Raw genomic sequence first — 16,066 nt, forward strand, 5'->3', positions numbered from 1 at the left:
ATGTCTTATATAAGACTTGGTGATTGCCATTCGGAATTTCCCCGGCTCAAATGCCGGAAATCTCTTAAAATTCCCCGCTTGTATGGCAATTCATGCAAGGCCGTCCAGGTCTTGCTTGCCCATTGCCGCTGATTGCTTCCTAACGCCACTGCCTCAACCGTCGGAGACCACGATGTCGTACCAACATATCCAAGTGCCTGCAGAAGGGCGCAAGATCACCGCCAATGCCGATGACACCCTCAATGTCCCCAACAACCCCATCATTCCCTTCATCATGGGCGATGGCGTGGGCGTGGACGTCACGCCGGTGATGCTCAAGGTGGTCGATGCCGCGGTGGAAAAGGCCTACGGCGGTGCGCGCAAGATCCACTGGATGGAAATCTATGCGGGCGAGAAGGCGACCAGGCTCTATGGCCCCGACGTCTGGCTGCCCGAGGAAACTCTGGCTGTGCTCAAGGAGTACCTGGTCTCGATCAAGGGCCCCCTGTCGACCCCGGTAGGCGGCGGCATCCGCTCGCTCAACGTGACCATGCGCCAGCAGCTGGACCTGTATGTCTGCCTGCGCCCGGTGCGTTACTTCAAGGGCGTGCCCTCGCCGCTGAAGGAGCCGGAGAAGACCGACATGGTGATCTTCCGCGAGAACTCCGAAGATATCTATGCCGGCATCGAATGGCAGGCTGGTACGCCCGAAGTGAAGAAACTGATCGAGCTGCTGACACGCGAGATGGGCGTCAAGAAGCTGCGCTTCCCCGAGACCTCGGCGCTGGGCATCAAGCCGGTGTCGCGCGAAGGCACCGAGCGGCTGGTGCGCAAGGCCATTCAGTACGCCATCGACCATGACAAGCCGTCGGTGACGCTGGTCCACAAGGGCAACATCATGAAGTACACCGAAGGCGCCTTCCGTGACTGGGGTTATGCCCTGGCCGGCCGCGAGTTCGGCGCCGAGCTGATCGATGATGGTCCGTGGATGCGCCTGAAGAATCCCAAGACCGGGCGCCCGATCGTCATCAAGGATGCCATCACCGATGCCTTCTTCCAGCAGGTGCTGATGCGTCCGGCCGAATATAGCGTGATCGCCACCATGAACCTGAACGGCGACTACATCTCCGACGCCGTGGCTGCGCAGGTGGGCGGCATCGGCATCGCGCCGGGGGCCAATATGTCCGACTCGGTGGCGGTCTTCGAAGCCACCCACGGTACCGCGCCCAAGTATGCCGGCAAGGATTATGTGAACCCCGGTTCCAGCATTCTCTCGGCCGAAATGATGCTGCGCCACATGGGCTGGATCGAGGCCGCCGACCTGATCGTGACGGCCATGCAGAAGTCGGTGTCGTCCAAGCGTGTGACCTATGATTTTGCGCGCTTGCTGGAAGGGGCGACCCAGGTGTCCTGCTCCGGCTTCGGTGAGGTCATGATCGAAAACATGTAAGCCGGACTGACTGCTTCGGGCTGTGAAATTGCTGAAAAGTAATGACGAAAAAACAACACTCAGCCGGGTTTTTACCCGGCTGTTTGATTTTTGGTTACGTGGATTTCGGGTGCATCAGTTGCTGTGCGCCAATGAAAAAAGCCCCGCATCAGCGGGGCTTTTAGAGAAACCGGGGTTTAAGCGGCGTTCTGGATGTTCGAAGCTTGCTTGCCTTTGGGGCCTTGCGTAACGTCAAACTGGACTTTTTGACCTTCTTTCAGGGTCTTGAAGCCGTTCATCTGGATTGCGGAGAAGTGAGCGAACAGATCTTCGCCGCCATCATCCGGAGTGATAAAGCCAAAGCCTTTGGAATCATTGAACCACTTGACAGTACCTGTTGCCATAAAAGCATCTTTCAAAATTAAGTATCACACGAGCCGACAAAGCAAGAAGCATCGCGCGTCACGCAGCCCCCCTTACACCGTGCCCCCTATCGTATCGACGAGCTGTTACATTTAGTAACTACTAGTCAATGAATTCCATTGTTCTCGGTCGAAATCCAAAAGTCAAGCAGTTTTCATCTTTGGCTTTGTGGCCCTGTTTGAGCGATGGGGAAAGAAACCCTTGATTTAGGATAAATCATCGTCATCTGCGCAAGGTCCGGAAAACAAGTAATATCTATCTCATCTAGAGGTTACGAGATCATTGTGCGTTGCACAGCTTTTGATGGTCCAATAAACGCATGGCAACCAAGCACGAAAATGATGGCGGTACAGTCCTGGAACGGCAAGAGGCCAAACTCAAGCCGCCCCCGATGTACCAGGTTTTATTGTTGAACGATGACTATACGCCGATGGAGTTCGTCGTCGCCGTCATCCAGCAGTACTTCAACAAGGACCGTGAAACCGCGACGCAGATCATGCTCAAGGTTCACCGCGATGGGAAGGGAATGTGTGGTGTGTATCCCAAAGATATCGCATCCACAAAAGTGGAACTCGTTTTAACCCACGCTCGAAAAGCAGGGCATCCCCTGCAATGCGTGATGGAGGAAGCATGATTGCGCAGGAACTCGAAGTCAGTTTGCACATGGCCTTTGTCGAAGCCAGACAATCCCGTCATGAATTCATTACCGTGGAACACTTGCTGCTGGCGCTGCTGGATAATCCCTCCGCCGCCGAAGTGCTGCGCGCCTGCTCGGTGAACATTGACGATCTGCGCAAGACGCTGACCAATTTCATCACCGACAACACGCCCACGGTGCCCGGCACCAATGAGGTGGACACGCAGCCCACGCTGGGCTTCCAGCGCGTGATCCAGCGCGCCATCATGCACGTGCAGTCGGCCTCCAACGGCAAGAAGGAAGTCACCGGCGCCAACGTGCTGGTGGCCATCTTTGGTGAAAAGGATTCACACGCGGTCTACTACCTGCACCAGCAGGGCGTGACCCGCCTGGATGTGGTCAACTTCATCTCGCACGGCGTACGCAAGGATCAGCAGACCGATCCGCAGAAGGCTCCGGAAGGCGCCGAAGACGTGCAAGCCGAAGGCCAGCAGAAGGAAAGCCCGCTGGACCAGTTCACCCAGAACCTGAACAAGGCCGCTGCCGAAGGCAAGATCGATCCGCTGATCGGGCGCGAGTCCGAAGTCGAGCGCGTCATCCAGACCCTGTGCCGCCGCCGCAAGAATAATCCGCTGCTGGTGGGCGAAGCCGGCGTAGGCAAGACCGCCATTGCCGAAGGCCTGGCCTGGCGCGTGACGCAGGGCGACGTGCCCGAGATCCTGAAGAATGCCGTCGTGTATTCGCTGGACATGGGCGCGCTGCTGGCCGGTACCAAGTACCGCGGCGATTTCGAGCAGCGCCTGAAGGCCGTCTTGAAGCAACTGAAGGACAGCCCCAACGGCATCCTCTTCATCGATGAAATCCACACCATCATCGGTGCGGGTTCGGCTTCGGGCGGCACGCTGGATGCGTCCAACCTGTTGAAGCCTGCTCTGTCGAGCGGACAGTTGAAGTGCATCGGCGCGACCACCTACACCGAATTCCGTGGCGTCTTCGAGAAGGATCACGCGCTGTCGCGCCGCTTCCAGAAGATCGATGTGAACGAACCGACAGTCGAGCAGACCGTGCAGATCCTGCGTGGCCTGAAGTCCAAGTTCGAGGAACACCACGGTGTGAAGTATTCTGCTTCGGCGCTGACTTCGGCGGCAGAACTGGCTGCCCGCTTCATCAACGACCGTCACCTGCCCGACAAGGCCATCGACGTGATCGACGAAGCCGGTGCGGCCCAGCGCATCCTGCCCAAGTCCAAGCAGAAGAAGACCATCGGCAAGCCGGAAATCGAGGAAATCATCTCCAAGATCGCCCGCATCCCGCCGCAGTCCGTCAACCAGGATGATCGCGCCAAGCTGCAGACCATCGAACGCGATCTGAAGAACGTGGTGTTCGGCCAGGATCCGGCCATCGAAGCGCTGGCCTCGGCCATCAAGATGGCCCGTGCCGGCCTGGGCAAGACCGACAAGCCGATCGGCTCCTTCCTGTTCTCCGGTCCGACCGGCGTGGGCAAGACCGAAGTGGCCAAGCAGCTGGCCTTCATCCTCGGTATCGAGCTGGTGCGTTTCGACATGTCCGAGTACATGGAGCGCCACGCGGTGAGCCGCCTGATCGGCGCGCCTCCGGGCTATGTCGGTTTCGACCAGGGTGGCCTGTTGACCGAAGCCGTCAACAAGAAGCCGCACGCCGTGCTGCTGCTGGATGAAATCGAAAAGGCGCACCCCGACATCTTCAACATCCTGTTGCAGGTGATGGACCACGGCACGCTGACCGACAACAACGGCCGCAAGACCGACTTCCGCAACGTGATCATCATCATGACCACCAACGCGGGTGCCGAGAGCCTGCAGAAGCGCACCATCGGCTTCACCGAGAAGAAGGAAGCCGGCGACGAAATGGCGGACATCAAGCGCATGTTCACCCCGGAGTTCCGCAACCGTCTGGATGCCATCATCAGCTTCCGCCCACTGGACGAGGAAATCATCCTGCGCGTGGTCGACAAGTTCCTCATGCAGCTGGAAGAGCAACTGCACGAGAAGAAGGTGGAAGCCGTCTTCTCCGACAGCCTGCGCAAGTTCCTGGGCAAGAAGGGCTTCGATCCGTTGATGGGTGCCCGTCCGATGTCGCGCCTGATCCAGGACCTGATCCGCAAGGCGCTGGCCGACGAACTGCTGTTCGGCAAGCTGGTCAGCGGTGGCCGGGTGACGGTGGAGATGGACGACAAGGAGCAGATCAAGCTGGACTTCCCCGAAGGCGACGATTCGTCTCCGCCGGAAGAGCCGCAAGAGAAGCTCGAAGTCGAGTAAGCGCATCAAGCAAGCCATCAAGGCCACGTCGGGAAACCGGCGTGGCCTTTTGTTTTGCTGATTTGCTGATTTGCTGATTCGCTGATTGGTGCGCCTTCGATACGCCGCTGCGCGGCTACTCAGGTCGAACGGTAATGGGTGGGCAACGAAGCATATTGGCGACCTGATTACCGTTCGACCTGAGTAGCGGCAAGGCCGCGTATCGAAGGCGGGCCCAAGCAAGCGATCCACAAAAGAAAAACGGCGCGGTCTTCACCGCGCCGTCTTCACGTCAAACACTTCAACTCACCGCATTTACGGCACCAGCGGCTTGCCCGCCTCCTGCTTGGCCTTCACGATCTGCGTCACCTTCTCGATCATCGCCAGGCGATAAGCGGTGGAGGGATGCAGTGCCGTATAGCCATTGGGGACGCTGGCCGGATACTGGTCGGCCAGGCGCTTCCAGAAGGCCGGCACGTTGTCGATGTTGTAGCCGGCGCGCGCCAGCAGGTACAGCGAGAGCGTATCGGCAGCCGCATCGAGATCCTGCGGATAGACGCGGATACCGGCCGTGCCGGCCGTGGTGGTCGGGTCCGGATGCGGCAGCAGCAGGTTGTCGATCACTTCGGCGATGGTCGAGACCATGCGCTGGCGGATGGCGTGACCGAGGATGTTGTGCGCCATGTCCTTGGCGATCAGGTAGGCCAGTTCATCGTCGGACTGAGTGAACTTGAGCATGCCCCGGGTGATGAGCACCCGGCGTCCATCGGCATAGGTGTTGACGTTATCGGCATTGCCCAGCTCGATGCTGAAGGCGCAGGCGTAGGTCAGCGGGACGTTGACGGTGGAGTTCTGGCCGTTGCGCTGCACGCCCAGTGCAATCGGCGCCTTCTTGATCACCAGCGGGCTCAGCAGCACGGCGGCCTGGCGTTCGGCATCGGTACCTTGCGGCATGGGCTTGCCTGCTACCGACATCAGGATGTCGCCACGCTGGATGCCGGCCTGCTCGGCGCCGCTGCCGGGCAGCACGCCGGTCACCTGCAGGCGGTCGTCATAGCCCAGGCTGCGCGCGGTATCGGCAAATTCGATGGGGAAGGAATAGCGGTTCTTGGCGGTAAAGCCAAGCAGGTTGCGGGCATTGCCCCGGCACAGCTGGGCGTTGCTGGTCAACAGCGGCGCGGCCACCCGGTAGAGACGGTCTTGCTGGTCGATCAGCTCGCGCAATTGCTGCTGCTGGGGATTGGCGGTCACCGGGCGCGGTGCCTGGGGCGCGACCGTCACCGGCTTGGACGGCGTGGCCGGCACGGGGCCGGGTTCCTGGGTGGCGCAGGCGGCCAGGAAGGCCAGCGGCGCCAGGACTGCAAGGGTTTTCAGCTTCTGCCACGCGGGCAGGGGGGATACGAGCATGCGATTCTCCATCAGTGTTTGCCTGTGCTGCCGAAACCACCAGCGCCGCGTTCGCTGCTGTCGAATTCATCCACCACATTGAACCCGACCTGCAGCACCGGCACGATCACCAGCTGCGCCAGGCGTTCCATGGGGTTTAGGACAAACTCGGTACTGCCGCGGTTCCACGTCGAAATCATCAACTGGCCCTGGTAATCCGAATCGATCAGCCCCACCAGGTTGCCCAGCACGATACCGTGTTTGTGGCCCATGCCGCTGCGCGGCAGGATCACGGCCGCATAGTTGGGATCGGCCAGGTGGATCGCCAGGCCGGTCGGGATCAGATGCGTGGAACCCGGCGCCAGGGTCAGCGGCGCATCGATGCAGGCCCGCAGGTCCAGGCCGGCGCTGCCGGGGGTGGCGTAGGCGGGCAGCTGGTCTTTCATGCGGGGGTCGAGGATCTTGATGTCGATGGTCTTCATGGATGCGTAATCGGATACGAAAAAAACTACAAAGCGTACAAGGTGTACAAAAGACACGGCCCGCAGAGGCGGGCCGCGCAGCGTCAGGCCGCCATGCGGCGCGCGATCTCGCGGATCAGCTGGCGGGCCAGGGTCTGCTTGTCCGCGCGGGGCAGGGCCGTATGGCCGTCGGCGTCGAACAGCATGAGGGCATTGTCATCACGGCCAAAGGTCTGATGGCCGATATTGCCTACCAGCAGCGGAATGTTCTTCCTGATCCGCTTGGCCGCACCGTATTGCTCCAGGTTCTCCGATTCGGCGGCAAAGCCGACGCAGTACGGTCGCTGGGGCAGGGCGGCCACGGCCGCCAGGATGTCGGGGTTCTGCACGAACTCCAGGTGAGGGGTATCGTTTTCGTCCTGTTTCTTCAGTTTCTGTGAACTGGCATTGGCCACGCGCCAGTCAGCGACGGCCGCAACGGCCACGAACAGGTCTTTTTCCTTCACATCGGCCAAAACCGCCTCGTACATCTGCCGTGCCGTCTGCACGTCCACCCGGCGCACGCCATAGGGCGTCTGCAGGGCCGTCGGGCCGGAGACCAGGGTGACCTCGGCGCCGGCCTCGCGCGCAGCACGGGCAATCGCATAGCCCATCTTGCCCGAGGAGAGATTGGTGATGCCGCGCACCGGGTCGATAGGCTCGAAGGTCGGGCCGGCCGTCAGCAGCACGCGGCGGCCTGCCAGCAGCTTGGGCTGGAAGGCGGCGATGATGTCTTCCAGCAGTTGCGCCGGCTCCAGCATGCGGCCTTCGCCGACCTCGCCGCAGGCTTGCGCGCCCGCATCCGGGCCCAGCAGCTGGATGCCGTCTTCGCGGATCTGGCGCACGTTGCGCTGGGTCGCCGGGTTCTGCCACATCTCCACGTTCATGGCCGGGGCCACCAGCAGCGGCACGCGTGCCGGACGGGCTACGCACAGGGTCGAGAGCAGATCGTCGCAGGTTCCGTGGGCCAGCTTGGCGATGAAGTCGGTCGAACAGGGCACGATCACCACCGCATCGGCATCGCGGGTGAGGTTGATGTGCGGCATGTTGTTGTCCATGCGCGCATCCCACTGGTCGGTGTAGACCGGGTTGCCGGTGAGGGCCTGCATGGTCACCGCCGTCATGAAGTGGGTGGCCCCTTCGGTCATCACCACGTGCACCGAGGCACCGGCGCGGCCCAGTTCGCGCGCCAGCATGGCGGCCTTGTAGCAGGCCACGCCGCCGGTCAGGCCCAGTACGATTTTCTTGCCAGCCAGATCCATTGTTTGCTCCCGGAATGCGGCGCGCCGCAGGCGTGTTGGGTGTTGCCTTACTTCTTCGAGACGCGGCGCAGTTCGTCCACGACGAACAATACCGCACCCAGGCAGATCGCACTATCGGCCAGGTTGAAGGCCGGCCAGTGCCAGTTGCCCACATAGACGTCCAGAAAGTCGATCACATGACCATAGACCACACGGTCGATCACGTTGCCGATTGCACCGCCCAGGATCAGTGCCAGCGCCCAGCAGAACATGCGCTGGCCGGGATGCTTGCGCAGCAGATGGATGATGAAGACCGCCGCACCGATGCCGATGGCAGTGAACAGGTAACGCTGCCAGCCGCCGCTGGCGGCCAGGAAGCTGAAGGCCGCGCCCTTGTTGTAGACCAGCACCAGATTGAAGAAACCGGTCACCGGCAGCGACTCGCCGTAGTGGAACAGTTTGAGGATGGTGATTTTGCTGAGCTGGTCCAGCAGCAGCACGATGGTGGCGATGCCCAGCCAGGGCAAGAGCCCTTGTGTGGAGGACGAAGAACCGGAAGAAGAGGAGCGCTTTTTGGTTGCCATGGATGTTCTTGTTGGAGTGGGCGCCCGGCTGCGATCAAGTGCAGCGGGGCGCTTGCAAGGCCGTCCCGTCCGGATCAGGCGAACTGACGCTTTTCGCCCTGGCCGAACAGATTGCTGGTGCAGCGACCGCACAGGCCCGGATGATCGGCATGAGACCCGACATCGGCGCGATAGTGCCAGCAGCGTTCACATTTCTGGTGCGCCGAGGGCGTGACCACCACCGTTTCCTCTTCCACCGTGGCCACCGGGGTGACGCGGGCTGCCGAGGTGATGAGGACGAACTTCAGGTCATCGCCCAGGCTCTCCAGCAGGGCCGCCTTCTCGCCCGACACCTTCAGTTCCACCTCGGCCTGCAGGGACGAACCGATGCTGCCGGCGATACGCACTTCTTCCAGCTGCTTGGTCACGGCGGCGCGCACTTCATGCAGCACCGCGAACTTGGACAGCAGGGCATCGGCATCGGCCACTTCGGGCAGGGTGTAATAGACCTGCGAGAAGATGGTTTCGCCGCTGGCCTCGAAGGCTTCCTTGCTGGCGAAGTAGCGCCAGGCTTCTTCGGCGGTGAAGGAGAGGATCGGTGCCATCAGGCGCAAGAGCGACTGCGTGATGTGCCACACGGCGGTCTGGGCCGAGCGGCGTGCAGCGGACTCCACGCCGCTGGTGTAGAGGCGGTCCTTGAGGATGTCCAGGTAGAAACCGCCCAGGTCTTCCGAGCAGTACATCTGCAGCTTGGCCACCACCGGGTGGAATTCGTAAGTCTCGAAGTGCGCCAGTACCTCCGCTTGCAGGCGCGCCATGTTGGCGATCGCATAGCGGTCGATTTCCAGCATCTGCGCCACCGGCACGGCATGTTGCGCCGGATCGAAATCGGAGGTGTTGGCCAGCAGGAAGCGCAGGGTATTGCGGATGCGGCGATAGGCTTCCACCACGCGCTTGAGGATTTCATCCGAGATCGACAGCTCGCCCGAGTAGTCGGTCGAGGCCACCCACAGGCGCAGGATTTCCGCGCCCAGCGAGTCCGAGACCTTCTGCGGGGCCACCACGTTGCCCTTGGACTTGGACATCTTCTTGCCTTCGCCATCGACCACGAAGCCGTGCGTGAGCAGTGCCTTGTAGGGCGCGCGGCCATTGAGCATCGAGGAAGTCAGCAGCGACGAGTGGAACCAGCCGCGATGCTGGTCCGAACCTTCCAGGTAGAGGTCGGCCGGGAACTGCAACTGCTGTGCGTGCGAGCCGCGCAGCACGGTCTGGTGGGTGCTGCCGGAATCGAACCAGACGTCCAGCGTGTCACGGTTCTTGATGTAGTGCTCGGCGTCTTCGCCCAGCAATTCTTTGGGGTCCAGTGCCTGCCAGGCTTCGATGCCGCTTTTCTCGATGCGCTGGGCAACCTGTTCGATCAGTTCCGGCGTGCGCGGATGCAGTTCGCCCGTTTCCTTGTGCACGAAGAAGGCCATCGGCACGCCCCACTGGCGCTGGCGCGAGAGGGTCCAGTCCGGACGGTTGGCGATCATGCCGTGCAGGCGCGCCTTGCCCCAGCCGGGGAAGAAGGCGGTGTCCTCGATGCCTTGCAGCGCGGTCTGGCGCAGGCTGGGGCCGCCATCCTTGGGCGTGTTGTCCATGCTGGCGAACCATTGCGAGGTGGCGCGATAGATGATGGGGCTCTTGTGGCGCCAGCAGTGCATGTAGCTGTGGCTGAACATGACCAGCTTGAACAGCGAACCCATTTCATCGAGCTTGTCGCAGATGGGCTTGGAGGCTTCCCAGATGGTCAGTCCGGCAAACAGCGGCAGCCAGGAGGCATAGCGGCCATCGCCCATGACCGGGTTGAGGATGTCGTCATCCTTCATCCCGTGCGCCTTGCAGGAGATGAAATCTTCGATACCGTAGGCCGGCGAGGAGTGCACGATGCCGGTGCCGCTGTCGGCCGTCACGTACTCGCCCAGATAGACCGGCGAGAGTCGGTCATAACCGGCATCGGCCTTGGCCAGCGGGTGGTGGAAGCGGATCAGCGAGAGCTTCTCGCCGGTGGTGGTGGCGATGACCCGGCCTTCCAGGCCGAAGCGTTCCAGGCAGGAGGCCACCAGATCCTTGGCCAGGACCAGCAGGGTGGCTTCACCATTGCGGGTGGTCTCGACCAGCGCGTATTCGAATTCCGGATGCACGTTCAGCGCCTGGTTGGCCGGGATGGTCCAGGGCGTGGTGGTCCAGATGACGATGTAGCCGTTGCGGGTCGGCAGTTCGGTCAGGCCGAAGGCGGTGGCCACCTTGTCGTGTTCGGCAAAGGGGAAGCCGACGTCGATGGCCGGGTCGCGCTTGTCCTGATATTCCACCTCGGCTTCGGCCAGGGCGGAGCCGCAGTCGAAGCACCAGTTCACGGGCTTCAGGCCGCGATAGACGTAACCCTTCTCCAGGATCTTGCCGAGGGCGCGCAGCTCGTCGGCTTCGTTGGAGAAGTTCATGGTCTTGTAAGGGTTGTCCCATTCACCCAGGACGCCCAGGCGGATGAAGTCGGCCTTCTGGCGCTCGATCTGCTCGCCCGCATAGGTGCGCGCCTTGGCCTGTACTTCGGCCACCGGCAGGTTCTTGCCGAACTGCTTCTCGATCTGGATCTCGATGGGCATGCCGTGGCAATCCCAGCCCGGCACGTATTGCGCGTCGAAGCCGGCCATGTTGCGGGCCTTGACGATGGTGTCCTTGAGGATCTTGTTGACGGCGTGGCCGATGTGGATGTCGCCATTGGCATAGGGCGGGCCGTCATGCAGGATGAACTTGGGACGGCCGGCCGAGGCCTTGCGGATGCGCTGGTAGATCTTCTTTTCCTGCCATTCCTTGACCCACTGCGGCTCGCGCTTGGCGAGGTCGCCGCGCATGGGAAAGGCCGTCTCGGTCATGTTGACCGGGTATTTGGAGGGCGCCTTGCCGGCTTTTTCCGGTTTGCCGGGTTTGGCGGAGGATTCGTTGTTGGACATGACGGGACTTTCGTTGAATGCGGGTTGATTCAGGAGCCGCGCGGCAAGATGCACGCTGGCAAGATGCAGGATGGGGCGGCTGGGCGGCTGCGGGAGCGGGGCTCCGGCAACCGCCCAGCGTTCAAATTCGGTCGGTGGCCGAGACGGCGAAGCCGGCGTTTTCGCGGAACCAGGCGCGGGCATGGTCGACGTCGCGGGCGATGGCCGTGGTCAGCGTGGGCAGGTCCACATACTTTTCTTCATCGCGCAGCTTCTTGAGGAATTCCACCCGCACCAGCTTGCCGTAGCAATCGCCCTGGAAATCCAGCAGATGGGTTTCCAGCAGCACCCGGCCGCTGTTGTCCACCGTCGGGCGCACGCCCAGGCTGGCCACGGCCGGCAAGGGCTGCGCGGCCAGGCCATGCACCTGCACCACGAAGATGCCCGAGAGCGCCGGACGCTTGTGGCCCACGCGCATGTTCAGCGTCGGGAATCCGATGGTGCGGCCCAGCTTCTTGCCGTGCACGACCCGGCCGCTGATGGCGTAGGGATGACCCAGCAACTGTTGCGACAAGGCGAAGTCCGCATCGGCCAGCGCAGCGCGCACGGCCGACGAGGAGATGCGCACACCGGCGTTGGTGACCGTGGGCAGGGCATGTACCTCGAAGCCATACTGCTTGCCGGCGGCGATCAGGGTGTCGAGGGTGCCGGCGCGGCGGGCGCCGAAGCAGAAGTCGTCACCGACCATCAGCCAGCGCACGTGCAGGCCCTGCACCAGGATCTTCTCGATGAAATCCTGCGGCGAGAGGGCCGCGAAATGGCTGCCGAAATGCTCCACCACCACCCGGTCGATGCCGGAGTTGGAGAGTGCTTCGAGCTTGTCACGCAGGTTGGCGATGCGCGCCGGGGCGCGTTCGGGCGTGCCGGCCAGCTGGGCGAAGAACTCGCGCGGATGCGGCTCGAAGGTCATCACCGCCGCGTCCAGCCCCAGCTTGGCGGCGGCCTCGCGCACGCGCGCCAAGAGGGCCTGGTGGCCCAGATGCACGCCGTCGAAATTGCCGATGGTCAGCGCGCACGGGGCGCGCGATTCGGCTGTGGGAAGTCCGCGAAATACCTTCATTGAGCCGCTGGAAAGATGCGCTGTTGCAAAAGCCTTCCATTATAAATGGTTTCGGAGGCTTTCCTTGATTTGGTGGCGGCTCGGCGCCGATCAAGCTGCCTGATGCGGCTATTCAGCGCAGATTTTCATATTTCCAGCAGGAAAAGTTGGTAATCTTTCATGTGAAAGATGATTCCATGCCCCTTCAGCGGGCCAGCGCCGCTTCCGGCTCCTGGAGCTGGCGCGCCTCTGCCAGCATCCAGATGGTGATCTTCCTGACCTCCAGCTTGCTCTGCGTGATATGGGCACGCAGCAGGATCTGGGCCTCGGTGGCCTTGCGCTTGGCGATCAGCTGCAGGATCTTGCCGTGTTCCTCGTAGGTGGCGTCGATGCGCTTCTTCTTGAGGAAGTCCAGCCGGCGCACGATGCGGATCTTTTCCGTGACCTCGGTATGCACCCGTGTCATCTCGACATTGCCGGCCGCCGCCACCAGGTTGGTGTGGAAGGCCTCGTCCAGGGCCGCCACCTTGACCGCATCGGTATGGCGCGCCTCGGGTTCGGCCAGCCAGATGGCGTTCAGCTGCTCCAGTTCGGCGGTTGGCTCCTGCTGGCTGCAGAGTTTTTCCAGCGCGGCCATTTCCAGCACGATGCGCAGGTCGTAGAGATTGTCGAGCCGGTCGAAGTCGATCGGGCAGACCTTCCAGCCGCGCCGGAATCCCACTTCGAGATAGCCTTCACGCTGCAGGCGGAACAGCGCATCGCGCAAGGGCGTGCGCGAAACACCCTGGCGCTGGGCCATCTCGGTCTCGGTGAAATTGTCGCCCGGCAGCAGGCGGAAGCTGAAGATGTCGTCCTTGATCCGGTGATAGACCTGTTCGGCGAGCGGGTTGGCGACGGTGACGGTCATGGTGCGGGCATTCGTGTTCGAGGGGGGCGGACTCATGCCATCAGGCTGACATGGGCGGCGACGATGCGCCAGCCTTCGTCCATGCGCACCCAGGTCTGCATCTGGCGGCCGATACGATCAGACGTATGGTCGGTGAATTCGGTGGAGACCGTAGCATAGTCGTTGCCAAAGGTGGTGACAACGGTACGATGCAGCCTGCGCGAGGCCGGCACCGGGGTGCAGGTCTTGCGGTACTGGCGGATCGCCTCGCCGCCCAGCAGTACTTCACCCACGCCGTAGCGCACGGTCTCGGGCGCATACCAGAACCAGCGGTCCAGCGCGGGGATGTCATTGATGAGCAGGGCGTATTCGTAATCGGCAAAGGCTTGTTCGACCTCGGCCACGACGTGGGGCAGGTTCACGTGCATCATGGGTTTGCTCCGGCGTAGGCGGCCATGGCGCCCTGCAACTGCGCCAGCGGCGCACGCCAGCCGACGATGCCGCCCTGGGCGGTCAGCATCTCCAGGGTGGCGCGATGGAATTGCGGGAAGTAACTGGCGCAGGCATCTTCCACCACCAGGCATTCATAGCCGCGGTCATTGGCTTCGCGCATCGAGGTCTGCACGCAGACTTCCGTGGTGACGCCAGCGATCAGCAGGTGCGTGATGCCGCGTTCCTGCAATTGCGCGTGCAGGTCGGTGGCGTAGAAGGCGCCCTTGCCGGGTTTGTCGATGACGATCTCGCCCTCAATGGGCGCCAGTTGCGGCAGGATCTGGTTGCCCGGTTCGCCACGCACCAGGATGCGGCCCATCGGTCCGACATCGCCGATGCCCAGCGTCGGGTTGCCGCGCAGGCGCTTGGCGCGCGGGCAGTCGGAGAGGTCCGGCAGGTGCGATTCACGCGTATGGACTACCAGCATCTGATGCGCGCGCGCCAGTGCCAGCAAGGCGGCCACGGTCGGCACGATGGCAGCCAGCGGCCGCACATCGTTGCCCAGGGCACTGCCGAAGCCGCCTTCTTCCACGAAGTCGCGCTGCATGTCGATGACCACCAGCGCCGTGCTGCGCGGGTGGAACTGATAGGGATAGGGGAATGCGTCGATGCGGATCATGCGGCCTCGGCGTGGGTGGATTGTTCAGGGTGGCCCGCCATCCAGCGGCCCAGGGCGGCGCGGTCCGCACCTTGCGTGGCCACGTCCTGCGCCACGTGGACGATGCGGCCCTCGGTCATCACCAGGATGCGGTCGGACAGTTCCAGCAGTTCATCCAGGTCTTCGCTCACCAGCAGCACGGCCGCGCCGCGTGCGCGCGCTTGCAGCAGGCGGGCGTGAATGTCGGCCACCGAGGCGAAGTCCAGCCCGAAGACCGGATTGGCGACGATGAGCACGTTGGCCGCGCCCGTATCGCCCTCTTCGCCCAGTTCGCGCGCCAGCACGGCGCGCTGCACGTTGCCGCCGGAGAGCGTGCCGATGGGGCGTTCCGGCACCGGTGGCTTGACGTTGAAGGCGGCGATCAGCGCTTGCGCCTGGCGCTTCATGGCGCTGCGGTCCACGCGCCAGCCGCCGCGCCTGAAGGGGGCGACATCGAAATGCCGCAAGGCCATGTTCTCGGCCACGCTCATGCCGGCGATGCAGGCATTGCGCAGCGGTTCTTCGGGCAGTGCGAAGACACGCAGGCGGCGCATCTCCTCGCGGGTGGCGCCATAGGGGGCGCCTTCCACGCGGATCTCTCCCAGCAAATGGCGGCGCTGGCCCAGCAGCGCTTCCACCAGTTCTTTCTGACCATTGCCGGAGATGCCGGCCAGGCCCACGATTTCACCGCGCTTCACTTGCAGCGACAGCGCCCGTACGGCAGCCACACCGCGATCGTTGTTGACGGTCAGATCCTTCACTTCCAGCCCGACACGCGCCTCCCCGGGCACTGCGGCGCGCGCCACCTGGGTCTTTTCCGCGCGGGCGTGGCCCATCATCCAGTTCGCCAGTTCATCCGGGGTGGTGGCGGCCACCTGCGCACTGCCGACCAGCCGCCCCTTGCGCAGCACGGTCACGTCGTCGGCATAGGCGGTCACTTCGTGGAACTTGTGCGTGATCATCAGCACTGTCAGTTCCTGCTGGCGCGTGAGCGCATGCATGAGGCCGAGCACTTCGTCGGCTTCCTGCGGTGTGAGCACGGAAGTCGGTTCGTCGAGGATCAGGAAGCGGCGGCGCAGATAAAGCTGCTTCAAGATTTCCAGCTTCTGCTTTTCGCCGGCGGAGAGACTACTCACCGCCCGCTCGGTGGCCAGCCTGAAGGGCATGCGCGCCATGAATTCTTCCAGCGCCGCGCGTTCGCTGCCCCAGCGGATGCGCCAGGGCAGGTCGCCGCGCGCCAGCAGCAGGTTCTCGGCCACCGTCAGGCTGGGGGCCAGCGTGAAGTGTTGATACACCATGCCGATGCCGAGCTGGTTGGGTACGCGCGCACTGCGGATGTCCACCTCGCGGCGGTCGGCCAGGATGCTGCCCTGGTCCAGCGGGCTATAGCCGACCAGGCCCTTGACCAGCGTGCTCTTGCCGGCGCCGTTCTCGCCCAGCAGTGCGTGGATGGTGCCGGCGCGGATCTTCAGCGACACCTCATCGAGCGCGCGAAAGCTGCCGAAGGACTTGCCGACATTGATGATCTCCAGCTCGAGCGCATGCATGA

14 protein-coding genes are annotated in these 16,066 nt (G+C 62.8%); 3 read left to right on the plus strand and 11 right to left on the minus strand.

Going from position 1 to position 16,066, the window contains the following annotated elements; translation table 11 throughout:
* Positions 1–172: 172 nt before the first annotated feature.
* Positions 173–1,429, plus strand: coding sequence for an NADP-dependent isocitrate dehydrogenase (icd, locus tag AACH55_RS06500; RefSeq protein ID WP_338718613.1), 1,257 nt, complete (start codon positions 173–175; stop codon positions 1,427–1,429).
* A gap of 176 nt (positions 1,430–1,605) precedes the next feature.
* Here icd and AACH55_RS06505 read toward each other — a convergent pair whose 3' ends face one another.
* Positions 1,606–1,812: a cold-shock protein gene (locus tag AACH55_RS06505; protein WP_006463169.1), complete on the minus strand. Its 207-nt coding sequence runs from the start codon at positions 1,810–1,812 to the stop codon at positions 1,606–1,608.
* 338 nt (positions 1,813–2,150) lie between these two features.
* Here AACH55_RS06505 and clpS point away from each other — a divergent pair, with 338 nt between their 5' ends.
* Complete coding sequence (gene clpS, locus AACH55_RS06510) at positions 2,151–2,465, plus strand: ATP-dependent Clp protease adapter ClpS (protein WP_034330154.1); 315 nt, start codon at positions 2,151–2,153, stop codon at positions 2,463–2,465.
* Positions 2,462–4,765, plus strand: coding sequence for an ATP-dependent Clp protease ATP-binding subunit ClpA (clpA, locus tag AACH55_RS06515; protein ID WP_338718614.1), 2,304 nt, complete (start codon positions 2,462–2,464; stop codon positions 4,763–4,765). The genes clpS and clpA overlap by 4 nt, the downstream gene beginning before the upstream one ends.
* A gap of 294 nt (positions 4,766–5,059) precedes the next feature.
* Here the strand turns inward: clpA and AACH55_RS06520 are convergent, their stop codons facing one another.
* The 10 genes from AACH55_RS06520 to AACH55_RS06565 all read right to left on the minus strand — a co-directional run bounded on the left by AACH55_RS06520 (position 5,060) and on the right by AACH55_RS06565 (position 16,064).
* Positions 5,060–6,151, minus strand: a complete 1,092-nt coding sequence (locus tag AACH55_RS06520; protein ID WP_338718615.1) for a M48 family metallopeptidase — start codon at positions 6,149–6,151, stop codon at positions 5,060–5,062.
* 11 nt (positions 6,152–6,162) lie between these two features.
* A complete protein-coding gene (gene dut / locus AACH55_RS06525) occupies positions 6,163–6,612 on the minus strand; it encodes a dUTP diphosphatase (RefSeq protein WP_034330145.1) in 450 nt (149 codons plus the stop codon).
* Positions 6,613–6,695: 83 nt separating this feature from the next.
* On the minus strand, positions 6,696–7,892 hold the full coding sequence (gene coaBC, locus AACH55_RS06530; protein WP_338718616.1) for a bifunctional phosphopantothenoylcysteine decarboxylase/phosphopantothenate--cysteine ligase CoaBC: 1,197 nt from the start codon (positions 7,890–7,892) through the stop codon (positions 6,696–6,698).
* Between the two features lie 47 nt (positions 7,893–7,939).
* Positions 7,940–8,455: a signal peptidase II gene (gene lspA, locus AACH55_RS06535; protein WP_338718617.1), complete on the minus strand. Its 516-nt coding sequence runs from the start codon at positions 8,453–8,455 to the stop codon at positions 7,940–7,942.
* A gap of 74 nt (positions 8,456–8,529) precedes the next feature.
* On the minus strand, positions 8,530–11,424 hold the full coding sequence (gene ileS, locus AACH55_RS06540; protein WP_338718618.1) for an isoleucine--tRNA ligase: 2,895 nt from the start codon (positions 11,422–11,424) through the stop codon (positions 8,530–8,532).
* A 121-nt stretch (positions 11,425–11,545) separates the two neighbouring features.
* Positions 11,546–12,523 carry a bifunctional riboflavin kinase/FAD synthetase gene (locus AACH55_RS06545; protein WP_338718619.1) on the minus strand — a complete coding sequence of 326 codons (978 nt, stop codon included), beginning with the start codon at positions 12,521–12,523 and terminating at the stop codon, positions 11,546–11,548.
* A 184-nt stretch (positions 12,524–12,707) separates the two neighbouring features.
* Positions 12,708–13,409 (minus strand): GntR family transcriptional regulator, encoded by a 702-nt coding sequence (locus AACH55_RS06550; protein WP_338720204.1) that lies wholly within the window; start codon positions 13,407–13,409, stop codon positions 12,708–12,710.
* Positions 13,410–13,441: 32 nt separating this feature from the next.
* Positions 13,442–13,819 carry an oxalurate catabolism protein HpxZ gene (gene hpxZ / locus AACH55_RS06555; protein ID WP_338718620.1) on the minus strand — a complete coding sequence of 126 codons (378 nt, stop codon included), beginning with the start codon at positions 13,817–13,819 and terminating at the stop codon, positions 13,442–13,444.
* Positions 13,816–14,499, minus strand: coding sequence for an isochorismatase family cysteine hydrolase (locus AACH55_RS06560; RefSeq protein WP_338718621.1), 684 nt, complete (start codon positions 14,497–14,499; stop codon positions 13,816–13,818). Before AACH55_RS06560 ends, hpxZ begins: the two co-directional genes overlap by 4 nt.
* The gene (locus AACH55_RS06565; RefSeq protein ID WP_338718622.1) at positions 14,496–16,064 is read right to left on the minus strand and encodes an ABC transporter ATP-binding protein; all 1,569 of its coding nucleotides are present in this window, start codon (positions 16,062–16,064) and stop codon (positions 14,496–14,498) included. The genes AACH55_RS06560 and AACH55_RS06565 overlap by 4 nt, the downstream gene beginning before the upstream one ends.
* Positions 16,065–16,066 lie beyond the last annotated feature (2 nt).

Source organism: Herbaspirillum sp. DW155, assembly GCF_037076565.1.
Classification (GTDB): domain Bacteria; phylum Pseudomonadota; class Gammaproteobacteria; order Burkholderiales; family Burkholderiaceae_D; genus Herbaspirillum.

Coding starts and splice junctions, on each gene's coding strand:
- AACH55_RS06505 (WP_006463169.1), bottom strand. CDS start 1,812: ATGGCAACAGGTACTGTCAAGTGGTTCAATGATTCCAAAGGCTTTGGC.
- coaBC (WP_338718616.1), bottom strand. CDS start 7,892: ATGGATCTGGCTGGCAAGAAAATCGTACTGGGCCTGACCGGCGGCGTG.
- AACH55_RS06520 (WP_338718615.1), bottom strand. CDS start 6,151: ATGCTCGTATCCCCCCTGCCCGCGTGGCAGAAGCTGAAAACCCTTGCA.
- AACH55_RS06550 (WP_338720204.1), bottom strand. CDS start 13,409: ATGACCGTCACCGTCGCCAACCCGCTCGCCGAACAGGTCTATCACCGG.
- hpxZ (WP_338718620.1), bottom strand. CDS start 13,819: ATGATGCACGTGAACCTGCCCCACGTCGTGGCCGAGGTCGAACAAGCC.
- AACH55_RS06560 (WP_338718621.1), bottom strand. CDS start 14,499: ATGATCCGCATCGACGCATTCCCCTATCCCTATCAGTTCCACCCGCGC.
- lspA (WP_338718617.1), bottom strand. CDS start 8,455: ATGGCAACCAAAAAGCGCTCCTCTTCTTCCGGTTCTTCGTCCTCCACA.
- ileS (WP_338718618.1), bottom strand. CDS start 11,424: ATGTCCAACAACGAATCCTCCGCCAAACCCGGCAAACCGGAAAAAGCC.
- dut (WP_034330145.1), bottom strand. CDS start 6,612: ATGAAGACCATCGACATCAAGATCCTCGACCCCCGCATGAAAGACCAG.
- AACH55_RS06565 (WP_338718622.1), bottom strand. CDS start 16,064: ATGCATGCGCTCGAGCTGGAGATCATCAATGTCGGCAAGTCCTTCGGC.
- icd (WP_338718613.1), top strand. CDS start 173: ATGTCGTACCAACATATCCAAGTGCCTGCAGAAGGGCGCAAGATCACC.
- AACH55_RS06545 (WP_338718619.1), bottom strand. CDS start 12,523: ATGAAGGTATTTCGCGGACTTCCCACAGCCGAATCGCGCGCCCCGTGC.
- clpA (WP_338718614.1), top strand. CDS start 2,462: ATGATTGCGCAGGAACTCGAAGTCAGTTTGCACATGGCCTTTGTCGAA.
- clpS (WP_034330154.1), top strand. CDS start 2,151: ATGGCAACCAAGCACGAAAATGATGGCGGTACAGTCCTGGAACGGCAA.